At 40.4% G+C, this 12,779-nt stretch carries 3 protein-coding genes; all 3 read left to right on the top strand.

The features are described 5' to 3' along the window. Positions 1–23: 23 nt before the first annotated feature. Genes JL102_RS21530 through JL102_RS21540 form a run of 3 tightly spaced genes read left to right on the top strand, consistent with a single transcriptional unit; the run spans position 24 to position 12,761 of the window. Complete coding sequence (locus JL102_RS21530; protein ID WP_202246543.1) at positions 24–5,729, top strand: type I polyketide synthase; 5,706 nt, start codon at positions 24–26, stop codon at positions 5,727–5,729. 50 nt (positions 5,730–5,779) lie between these two features. Continuing rightward, positions 5,780–7,366: an MBL fold metallo-hydrolase gene (locus tag JL102_RS21535; protein ID WP_202246544.1), complete on the top strand. Its 1,587-nt coding sequence runs from the start codon at positions 5,780–5,782 to the stop codon at positions 7,364–7,366. 43 nt (positions 7,367–7,409) lie between these two features. Beyond that, on the top strand, positions 7,410–12,761 hold the full coding sequence (locus JL102_RS21540; RefSeq protein ID WP_202246545.1) for an SDR family NAD(P)-dependent oxidoreductase: 5,352 nt from the start codon (positions 7,410–7,412) through the stop codon (positions 12,759–12,761). Positions 12,762–12,779: the final 18 nt, after the last annotated feature.

The raw sequence follows: 12,779 nt of genomic DNA on the forward strand, positions 1-12,779 counted from the left end.
GTCAAGCCAATAAAAAATATTTTATGTCATCAATTATAAACGAAAATGGACTGGAAATAGCTGTTATTGGTATGGCCGGCAGATTTCCAAAGTCAGCGAACTTGAAGGAGTTCTGGGAAAATCTTACTAAAGGAGTGGAAGGTATTACTTTCTTCGATGGCAAGAAGCCATCCCAAGATTATGTGCCTGCATACGGAGTTCTTGCTGATAAAGAAGCTTTTGATCCGGAATTTTTCGGATATTCAAAGCGTGAAGCCGAAGTGATGGATCCTCAGATGCGGGTCATGCATGAAGAAGTCTGGCGCGGATTAGAAGACGCTGGATATACCCCTGGTCTTCATAGAGAAAAAACAGGTCTGTTCTTATGTGGGTCGGCTAATCCATTCTGGGAATACCTCTTTTTTAATTCTCCCCAGTATGATGTATACGGAAGTTTTGCGGGGTCGCAATTAGTCGATAAGGATTATATCGCAACCAGGATTTCTTATAATTTAAACTTGACGGGGCCGAGCATTACACTTAGCTCCGCGTGTTCGTCTTCCCTGGTGGCGATTCATATGGCCGCACAGAGTTTGCTTAACGGAGAGTGTGATATTGCTATTGCCGGTGGTGTTTCCATTACAAATTACAAAAACGAAGGTTATGTGTATCAGGAAGGAATGATTAGCTCTCCTGATGGTCATTGCAAACCTTTTTCTCACGATGCGCAGGGCACAGTCGGAGGAGAGGGAGCCGGAGTAGTAGTGCTCCGTAGGTATGCAGATGCGGTAGAATCCAAGGATAATATACACGCGGTAATTAAAGGCTCGGCCGTTAATAACGATGGTAATGACAAAATAGGCTACACCGCTCCCAGTATTTCAGGCCAAAGCGAGTGTATTCGTACAGCACATCAAATGAGTGAAATATCACCAGAAAGTATTTCATTTGTAGAAGCACATGGTACGGCTACAGAATTAGGAGACCCTATTGAACTTGAGGCACTACAGAAGGCTTTCGGCCAAGTTTCTGTTGATTATAAATGCCCAATTAGTTCAGTAAAATCTAATTTTGGTCATCTTGATGCAGCTGCCGGGGTTACAGGCTTCATTAAAGCTGTACTCAGCTTAAGAAATAAAGTATTACCACCAAGCTTACATTTCGAACAGCCTAATCCTGCATTAAAAATTGAGAATACTAATTTTTATGTTAACAATAGGCTACTACCGCTGGAGGCCAATGACAGTCCTTTGCGAGCTGGCGTCAGTTCTTTTGGTATAGGAGGTACTAACGCCCATGTGGTTCTTGAGCAGTATATGGAAGAAGTAACATCTGCAGACAATAACGAAGGATTTTATGTCTTACCGATAAGTGCTAAATCACCTGACAGCCTGCAGCAACTGGAGCAGTCTATAGCTTCGTTTTTACAAGAAGATGGTGCTCCATCTCTTGAAAACCTAGCTTTTACGCTGCAGCAAAAACGTGAAAAATTTGGCCATAGAGCTGTTTACTCGGGGAATGGCAAAAATGCTGTCAAACAAAACATGCTGGGTGGCAACTTCATAGCCAAAGAAGAGGCTGTGAGAGATGCCAAGGTTACTTTTATGTTTCCAGGTCAAGGTAGTCAATATATAAATATGGCTCATGATCTATTCATGAAGGATGAAGTATTCCGACAAAAGCTAATAGCATCATTTTCAGTATTAGAGAGCTATTTGGGTACTGATGTAAAAAATATAATTCTGGGAACCACTGAAGAAGATGCGTCTAAATTAAAAGAGACGTGTTATCTCCAGCCCATTTTATTCTGCATAGAATACCATGTAGCACAAAAACTCATGGGATATGGTGTAAAACCATCTTATATGATAGGGCATAGCTTGGGGGAATATGTCGCTGCCTGTATTTCGGGCGTCTTTACTTTTGAGGACGCATTGAAAGTAGTTGTTGAAAGAGGTAAAGCTATGCAGGCGGCTCAGGCAGGTAGTATGTTAAGTGTACTGATGCCGGAGAACGTAGCGGAGACCTATACGAATGATCTTATAAATATTGCGGCCGTAAATACGCCTTCTCAGGTGGTGTTTACAGGAGATGATGAGGCTATAGAGCAATTAAATCTCAAGCTACAGACAGAAGGATATGAAGGTAGGAAATTAGCTGTTTCTCACTCCTTTCATTCCTACATGATGGAGGAGGTTAAGGATAGCTTCCTTTCGGCTTTTGAAAATCTTAAATTGGAAACTCCCAAAATACCTTTTATCTCCAATGTTACCGGAGATATAATAAAGAATGAAGAAGCTGTTAGTCCGGCTTACTGGTGGAAGCAGCTGAGGAATAAGGTGAGTTTTGCTTCCGGGGTTCAAAAATTATTGACACTGGACAATCCTGTTTTTGTTGAAATAGGCCCGGGTAATACGCTTTCTGGCTTTGCAAAAAAATGTGGAGCGACAAGGATAGTTCCTACTATGAGGTCGTCATCATTTAATGTTGATGATTACGAGTATTTTATGCAGTCTTTAGGGAAACTATGGGTACATGGTATAGATGTTAAATGGGGAGTGGCACCAGGGGCATCGGTTACCTCTTTACCTGCTTATCCTTTCGACAAGACTCAGTTTGATTACAAAAACTTGCTACCGAAAGAGCAGAATCTGCAATCAAAGTCAGTTATGAAGACCAGTAGCAGGGGAGAGATAAGAGATTGGTTATACGCGCCTACATGGAAGTTATCACCAAAGTTGCGTAAAGGGTATATGCCTGATCGAGTTCTTATCTTTGCCGATGGCCATTATGGAGCACAAAGATCTATTCTGGAAGTTTTTAAAAAGCATAGTTCAAATGTTGTACAGGTGAGATTTGGTGATAGTAATGACTTTAGCAATCCAGAAGATATCACCATTGATCCATCCAAGGATACGAGCTTTACAGAATTGATAAAATTCTTACAAGCAAACCATGCTATTCCTGAGTCTATAATTTATGCCAGAGGACTTGGCGAAATGGGTGAATTTGATCCATCAAAGGGTGAAGAGATTTTTGGTCAGTCGATGCAGCTCGGCTTTTTAAATCTTAGCAAACTTGCTCAGGCACTAACGCCACTTAAAAGACCTTTTAAGTTAACGGTATTAGGGAATCAAGCTTTTAGCATTCTTTCAAAAGATGAGATTAATCCGTTTACCAGTTTATTTTATGGCCCAGCCAAATTAATTGAAATTGAAGCGGATCATATCCAGACTCAGCTGATTGATGTGCAAATTGAAAATGAACTTGTTGCTGATCTTGATGCCATAATTAGTGAAGTTAACAATGATAGCTTTCATCCCGCGGTAGCATTTCGCATGGGTGATAGATGGGTGCCATCTTTTAATAAATTGTCTCAAAGCCTTGCTGAAAGGACTCCGGATGAGCTTATAAAAAAGGACGGAGTCTACGTAATGATAGGAGGTTTAGGAGGTATAGGCTTAGAAATGGCTAAATACTTCGGTCAGGGGGAAAATACCAAACTTATTCTAACAGGGAAAAATCCTTTGCCGGCACGTGAAGATTGGCAAAGCATTCTTGATGATAAGTTGCCTATCAGGGAAAATAAAGAATTAAAAGGTCTGAGCACTGATGCACAATCGGTAATTGCGAAAGGAGAGCGGGAGCTGGAACAAGACCTTGGCATACTCAAGATAGAAGAACAAGGAACAGTATTACATGATCTTAATGGATTCTGTGCGAGCAACACGATGGCGTATCTGCAAAGGAAGGCAGATCTAAATATAGGTGATTTTATAGATGCAGAAGCGCTTAGAAAATCACTTAATACAGAGCCTAAGTATGATAAATTGATTGGCTACCTCTTCTATCTTTTAGAGTCAGAAGAGTGGATAAGTGTGCAGGATGGCCAGGTTCAAATACATAGATTAAGTAAAGGAGATGAGCAGGAGTTACTTAGCGAATTTGTAGAACGCCATAAGACATTTGCTGGTTTATTTGAATTAGTATACGAGTGTACTAAAGCCTATGATGAAATATTAACAGGGAAAAAGGAGCCTGTATCTTTCTTGTATAAAGAATCTCCTCAAGGAATAATTGCAGACAAAATGCAAAATATTCCTGCCATAACAGATGATGAGTTATATCTGAAACTATGTAGCGATTTACTGCTTCCAGAGCTTTTCAAAACATTACCTCAAAACAGGAAATTAAGGATTTTGGAAGTGGGAGCTGGATCTGGGGCATTAACCAGTCATATTCTTCCTCTGCTTGATTCTGAAAAAGTGGAGTATTACTTCACAGATGTGGCAAAGGCTAATTTAATTAAAGCGGAGACCGAAGCAGTTAAAAGAGGAATTGATTTCATCAACTATCAGGTTTTGGACATTGCTTCAGATCCTGTTGCTCAAGGCTTCGCAGAAGATAGTTTTGATATAATGCTAGGATATAACGTAGTACACGTGCCTAAACATGTATCAGGCGCTCTAGATAATCTCAAAAGCCTTTTGAGGCCAGGCGGCTATCTTGGTCTCGTTGAGTCAACTAACATTTACAGCTGGACTAATCTCATATGGGGACTCGTCGAAGGATGGTTGGAATTTGAGGATGACAGAGTAGAAAATCACTCTCCTCTAATGACTGCTCAGCAGTGGCAGGATAAGTTGCTGGCTTGTCAATATAAAAATGTCGTGAGCTTTCCCGGAGTTAATTCTGAAAGAAACACGAGTCTAATTATAGCTCAAAAGGATATTCAGTCTCAATCAATAGCAAACTATGACGAGAAATTAAAACACCGTTTACGAAAGCTTATAGATCTTGAAGCTAAAGGTATAAGTTATGAACTAGCATATTTTGATATATCTGATAAGCAGTCGGTACAGCAGCAAATGCAATACTTCTATAACAAGTACGGCAGAATGGACGGCGTTATGCAGATGGCCGCTACGCCCGATGATTGCACGTTGCAAAATGTTAATGAAAGTTTAGCCTATAAGTTACTTAGCCCGAAAATAAAAGGTGCAATTAATCTTGTAGAGGCACTTGAAGATATTCCAGTGGATTTTGTGATGTTAAGCTCAGCGCTTACTTCATTTGTCTCTGCAGTGGGTCAAGTTCACTATTGTACATCTAACCTTTTCGTAGATGCTTTTGCACATTACGCTCATCGTAGCAATCCGTCAAAAAAAATTATGGCAGTGAACTGGGATCGCTGGGAAAGTATTGGTCTGGCGATAGAGGTAGAAAAACACCATAAACGTGTAACAGATGAAGATTTGATTGGAGGATTCACCGGAGAAGAGGGGCTGAAAAGTCTCAACTATCTCCTTCAGGTAATAGAGCAGCCGCAAGTAGTTATTTCTACTCAGATGGATGTAGACTATTTGAGCAGACTTGTCATCATGGATAGGAGCATCAAAGACAAACAGGAAAGTGAAACAAAATCACATGACAAGCAGGAAATTAGAGAGGTGATTAGAGAAGAGTTTAACAAGTTCATGGATGTGGACTCCAATCCTGGCAGCAACTTTTTTGAAATAGGACTAACCTCTTTGGATATCGTCATGATCAATGGAAAGATCAAGAAAAGACTTGATCTGGATGTGCAAATCACGGACTACTATACCTATCCTACCATCACTTTATTTATCGATCACTTTACTGCTGATGATACAGATCAGTCTGAAGGTATAGAGGAGAAGAAAAGTGCAAAAGAGGTCAATAGCAAATTGATGATGCTGAGAAAAAGGAAGAGCAAATCAGATCTCTGAAATAAATTAAATACGTAATCAACAACTTAAAAAATATTCCAAATCAAGATATGGATAAAGTATATCTAAAACAGAATGTAGTAATTGAACCTTTAATTGACAACTGGTATGCCTGGTCGCATTTGATTTCTCCGGCCACGGCAGCTATGAACATCAAAAACAGGCACATGGAGATTATGGAGTCATACGCTGAATCTCCGGAGTTGCATGAGATGGCCGTAGCTAATCCGGCTTTGCTGGGTGGACCGTTTATCGATTATCCGGAAAGAAGGGTTGAGGATATAGAGGATCTAATTGCCCGAACGAAGAAGGACAGAGCCAATATGTTTTATTTAGCCAATGCATTAGTTGAGCTGGATAAAATTTTACTTTCTTCTGCCAAAGGCTATTCTTTACAGGACCTATATAAGCAGGTTCCTGACATCCTGAAAGGTTATGTTGAGCTAGTTTATGATTTGAACAACCAACCATCCTACAGATTAATAGAGCCTTTGTTGTTCAAAAGCGAATTTTATGACAATTCCGCGCAAAGTCTGATGATGTCTCTCATCGATAAAGATGACAGACCATTTGTGATGAGTACCCCGAGGCTTGTGGATGATAAGAGTGTTGAATTAAGAATACCTTTCAATGCTGAATTAATAGACACTTTATTTGCAATGAAGGCTACACCGCGTCCTCTTCAGGAAGTATTGGACAAGGTAGAAGTTCCTCAAGAAAAAATTGAGCTCTTTAAAAGTTTCTTCACTACAGAGCAGCCTCGTGCCTATGAAAGCTACGAAGGTGATAGTATACGTTGGAGGTATTTTGGACATGCCTGTATACTTATAGAAGCCAATGGTTTTAATGTGCTTTTTGATCCTGTATTGAGCTATACTTATGAGAGTGATATTTCAAGATATACCTATGAGGATTTGCCCGAGCAAATTGATTATGTAGTCATTACCCATAACCACCAGGATCATATACTTCTTGAAACTTTGTTGCAGATCAGGCACAAGGTGAAGAATATTGTAGTTCCTAGAAGTGGAGGTGGTGCACTTCAGGATCCTTCATTAAAACATACTCTTACATACCTTGGCTTCAACAATACCATTGAATTGGATGAACTTGAGAGCATTGATACGCCTACTGGTATTCTTACCTCTATACCTTTCTTTGGCGAGCACGCGGATTTGAACATTCGAACCAAAGCAGCATGGTTGATAGAGATAAACAACAAGAAAATTATGCTTGCTGCAGATTCATGTAACCTGGAGCCAGCTCTATATGAGCATGTGCAAAAGCTATACGGAGATGTTGATGTCCTATTCTTAGGAATGGAGTGCGACGGAGCCCCATTGAGCTGGTTATACGGGCCATTACTTTCAAAATCTTTGCCGAGCGACATGGATAAATCCAGAAGATTGGCGGGCTCTAATTATGAGAGAGGCATTGATATAGTCGATCGTTTTGACTGTAAGGAAGTATATGTATATGCCATGGGACAGGAGCCTTGGCTTAATCATGTGATGGCAGTAAAATACACGGAAGACTCTAATCCTATTATGGCCTCGAATAAACTTATGGAGGTTTGTAAAGATAATGGGAGAGTAGCTGAACGACTGTTTGGAGAAAAAGAACTGGAGTTAAAATAAACTTATAATCCGATAACGCTAACGGAATAGCAATAAATCTATCATGGAAAGAACAGGAATGGAGGTCGCCATCATTGGTATGGCAGGTAGATTTCCAAAGTCAAAGAATATAGATGAGTTTTGGAGTAATCTGGTCAATAGTAAAGACTGCATTACCCATTTTTCGAAGGAAGACCTTATGGATGCTGGAATAGGTAGAGAGCTACTGGATAATCCTATGTACGTTAAGGCGAAGGGATATCTGGAAGGTATTGAATACTTTGATGCCAACTATTTCGGTTTATCAGCACAAGATGTGGTTTTTATGGATCCACAGGTTAGACTGTTTATAGAACTGATCAATGAAGTGCTGGAGAATGCAGGAATCAATCCTCAAAAGTTTAAAGGGCCGATAGGATTGTACGGTGGAGCCATAGATAACTTTGATTGGAAATTAAAAACTCATCTACAGCCTAAAGACAACATTGATCCTTTTTCCGCAGGTATGAATTCTACCAAGGATCTGATGACGACTCTGGCTTCTTATATATTTGACCTCAAAGGGCCGAGTTACAGCATTCAGACCGCTTGTTCTACATCCATGGTTGCTATTCATACGGCTTGTAGAAGTGTTTTAAGTGGAGAGTGTGAGGTAGCTCTTGCAGGAGGGGTATCGGTAAGTCCTTATCAAAAAAGTGGTCATCTATATAGCGATGGCATGTTCTTCTCGCCGGATGGAAAAATAAGATCGTTTGATGCTAATGCGTCAGGCTTTGTATTTGGCTATGGAGGAGGAGTGGTAGCACTCAAACCTTTAGAGGATGCTATAGAAGATGGTGACTACATCCATGGCGTTATTAAAGGTTCGGCGATCAATAATGATGGACGTCAGAAAGTTGGCTATGCCGCGCCAAGTGTACAAGGTCAGGCAGATGTAATAACCGAGGCTATAGAGATTTCAGGTATAGATAAATCAGATATGCGATATTTGGAAACTCATGGTGCAGCTACGCCACTTGGCGATTCTGTGGAGATAAGAGCGCTCAAAAAAGTATATGGCGATCAGGCTGCGGGTAGTATAGGTACCGGATCGGTAAAGTCTAACATAGGCCATCTCGATGCTGCTGCTGGCGTGGCTGGCTTTATTAAAACAGTATTGTCTGTTAAAAACCGAATGCTGCCGGCTACCATCAACTTTGATATACCTAATGAGAACTTGGATCTTATTAGCAGCCCATTTTTTATTCCGCAGCAGCCAGTATCACTTAGCGCGGATCAATTTCCGGTGTATGCCGGAGTTAGCTCAATGGGTATTGGAGGTACTAACGTGCATGTCATACTCGAGGAATATAAGCATGAAGTAAAGCAAGGCATAGCAGGAGAGCATGTGGTTGTATTGAGTGCCAAAACAAGTACTGCACTAGTTGAACAAGCCCGACAGCTTTACAGGCACCTGAATAATACCCCCAATGAGTCTTTGGCTAATATTGCTCATACCTTACAGGAAGGAAGAAAGGAACTGACTTTTAGGAGGGCAATCACGGTTGATAGTGTTGACCAATTGTTGGAATATCTGGCACTGGATGAATATGCTTATGGTCGAGTAGCTACTCATCCGGAAAAGTTGGTATTAGACTTCAGTGATTACAAATTCGACCAAGTTTCAGCATTATCTCTATACGATAATTCAAATATAGTTCGAAAATACATTGATCAGGTTTGCAGTGATCTTTCAGCCATAGGTCATCTTCAGGTATCGTCGAAGGATATTATCACTCACAGTGCGAAGTCGAATTTGCTTTGGCATTTATGCATGGCCAGATTCCTCAAAGAAGCTGCTGTCAACGTAAGCGTTGTTAAGGCTACTTCAATTGAGGCTCTGATGTATATGGTGGCTGGCAATAAGACAGCTGAGACTACCTGTCTCAAATGGATGGCCAATATTTATAATCAGGAGGTTTCAGCATCTGCAATATCTACGTTGATGCACGACCTTGGTAAAGGTGATCTTTCATTAGATGACTATAATGCTAAAAAGTTCTATAGCGTAGCTGAACTGAAGGAAGTAGCTGAGGAAGATCTTAGTCAGGATAAGAGATGTCTAATCGCAAAAGTGAGACATGATAGTTTTGTTACGTTGCTTGGACAGCTTTGGGAGAATGGAATTGTAGTTAATTGGAAGCTGTTACACGGCCAGAAGAAACCTTCCAAGTTACCTTTGCCAACATATCCGTTTGAAAGGAGCAGATATTGGATAGACAAGGATATCAAAGAGCTGACCCAGCAGCATTTAGCAAATGAATTGTTGAAAAAAGAGCAGTTGGAAGATTGGTTCTATCATAGCTCATGGAGTAGAACACCCCTTAAAAAGGGTTTGAGTAAACCTGATAATAGAGAGGTTTGGATGGTGCTTTCTGATAATTCTGGTATATGCCATGAGTTCTTACAATTATGCGAGAATGGATCAATAGAAGTGAGGCAGGTTAAACAGGAAGAAGGTTTAACAGGGCTACACCAGGCCTTTAGAGAATTTGATGGAGATAAGTTAAACAGGGTTATAAATTTTTGGCAGATTGATGATGCTTCTAGAGAATTTGATACCCAGGACTTTCTATTGGACACAGGATATAACACTGCTATTGCTTTGGCAAAAGCTATCCAAAATAAAGGCATCAACCAACCCATAACTATTCATTGGGTGGCAACAGGTCTATTCGATGTGGTTGGAGGTGAAAATATTAATCCTTGGGCTGCTACAGTATTAGGGCCATTAAGGTCAATACCTCAGGAGCAGCCTATAATCACATGCCAGGAACTGGATGTGAACACATCCTCGGCTGATTCTAAGATCGTCGCACGACAGCTATGGAATGAAATTTTACAAAAAAATACCATTTCTCAGGTTGCTTTCCGTAATGGGCATCGTTGGGAAATGGATTATCGTTTGGTGACTTCGCAGCAGGAACAGAACAATTCGAGTATCGTGAATGGTGGAGTTTATGTATTATCAGGCGGACTTGGAAATATTGGATTGACTATAGCAGATTATCTCACTCGTACTTATGATGCACAGGTTATATTGCTGTCCAGAACAGCATTGCCCACAGAGGAACAATGGGATAATATCCTTACGAAAGATAATAGCTCCGGTCTGGCAAAAAGAATAAACGCACTCAGAAAATTGAAGGAGCACACATCCAAAGTGGATATAGCTGTATGCGATGTGGCCAAACATGACGAAATAGAGTCAGTAATAACAAACATAGAATCTGAATATGGTAGAATCAATGGCATCTTTCATGCTGCTGGCTCCATAGGAGAAGATGCATTTATGCCCGCCATTGAAACTCCTCATTTGCAAGAAGCAGGGGCTAATTATAGGGCGAAGGTATTAGGTACTATCAATTTATATGAAGCAACAAAAAACAGGGATCTAGACTTTTGCTTGCTGATGTCATCCATAAGTTCAGCCCTTGGTGGTTTGGGATTTTCTGAATATGCGGCTACTAGTCACTTCCTCGAAAATTTTGCTTTGTGGGCGAACAGGAAATCTGATTTCTCATGGTCTAGCGTGGCCTGGGATAGCTGGCCGGTTACAGGGGGTAAGGAAGACACAGATATGTTGACCGATAAACTCAGGATGTCTGCAGAGGAAGCTGGTAAAGCTTTGGAGTATGCGCTGAATATGGGTAGTGATGATTTTGCTGTTATACATTCACCTACCGATCTAAATACGCGTGTAGAGCAATGGGTGGAAACAAGCGATGATGAGGAAAAAGATGTAGCTCGCGCACCACGGCCTGAGGTCAGTACCGAGTACACAGCGCCAGTCACACCATTGGAAAAGGATATAGCATCTATATGGATGAATGTGCTTGGGCTGGATAAAGTCGGATTGGACGATAACTTTTTCGAATTAGGAGGCAATTCATTAAAAATGATCGCTGTAGCCTCCAATATCCATAAAAAACTCAAGCGTAAAGTTGAAATTAAGAACCTCTTCAAGGCACTTACCATACGTTCGGTAAGAGCCTACCTTGAATCTTTGGATGAGGATCATTCATATCAGGCAATTGAAAGAGCACAGGAGGCTGAATATTATTCTTTAACTCCTGCGATGACCAATATTTATATGCAGTGCCAGTTTAAAAACATCGGCACAGTGTACAATATTGCTAATGGACTTTTACTTAAAGATCAAGTTGATGTTGGTCGTATTAAGAAGTGTGCACAAGCTTTGGTAGACAGACATGAGCCTTTAAGAACCTCATTTCACAATGTAGATGGTATTCCTATGCAGAAAGTGCATAAGGACTGTGAGGTGAACTTTGAGGTTTTTGAAGTGGAAGATAACCCTGGTGAAGTTGAGAATATAATTTCTAAAATGATCCGGCCATTCGACCTCTCAGAAGAAAGTCTCTTCAGAGTGGGGCTGGTACATGTGGCTAACAAACAAACCATTCTGGTTTTTGATCTACACCATATCATTTGCGATGGTGTGACGATTAGTGTTTTGGCTGAAGAATTTACTCAATTATATTCAGGCAAAAACCTTGAACCATTATCATTGCAACTCAAAGATTATATTGCTTATCTCCAAAACAACGAAAAAGAGGAAGCCGAGAAATTCTGGCTTGAGCACCTTGCTCCAGCAATACCTACGTTGCAACTCCAGACTGATTATGAGAGAAGTTTCAGACGGGAGTTTGAAGGAACACAATTTAGTTTTGAGGTAGATAAAAGTATCATTGATAAGCTGGATCAGACATCTACTGACAAATCAGTAACTCTGTTTGTAAAGCTAATGTCGATCACTTATATCTTGCTTTCCAAATATTCAAGTCAGGAAGATATAATCATTGGTAGTGGCGTAGCTGGTAGAAATCATCCGGATGTAAGCCGAACTACGGGATTGTTTTTCAATGCATTTCCGGTAAGAATCAATCAAAGCTCTGAGATCACCTATGAGAAGTTGATGGAGGAAGTAAAAGAATTGATGCTCAATATTTATGAGTATGAGAGCTGCGACATGGAGAGAGTATATAAAGAGCTCCAATTACAGAGAAAGCCTGACAGAAACTTTTTATATGATGTAGTATTTCTACTACAGAATTATCAAGCTTCAGGCATTGGTCTTGATAATACGGAGATCACTAATTATCCTCTTCCTGTACAGTATTCGCAGAACGATATCACTTTCCATGCTTATCAGCTGGAGGATAACGGTATTAAAATGGTGCTGACATACAGCTCTAAGCTTTTTAAAGAAGATACTATAAAAAGAATGGCTGTAAACTTTGAGTCAATTGCGAGTCAGGTTGCTGAAAACTCAGAAATAAAGATTTCAAATATTGAAATTGGAGATATATATGAAAGGGCAGAAGTGGATATGTCTGGAATGGACTTCGACTTTTGATAAGGGAACAATTATAAA

Source organism: Fulvivirga sediminis (genome assembly GCF_016757215.1).
Lineage (GTDB): Bacteria > Bacteroidota > Bacteroidia > Cytophagales > Cyclobacteriaceae > Fulvivirga > Fulvivirga sediminis.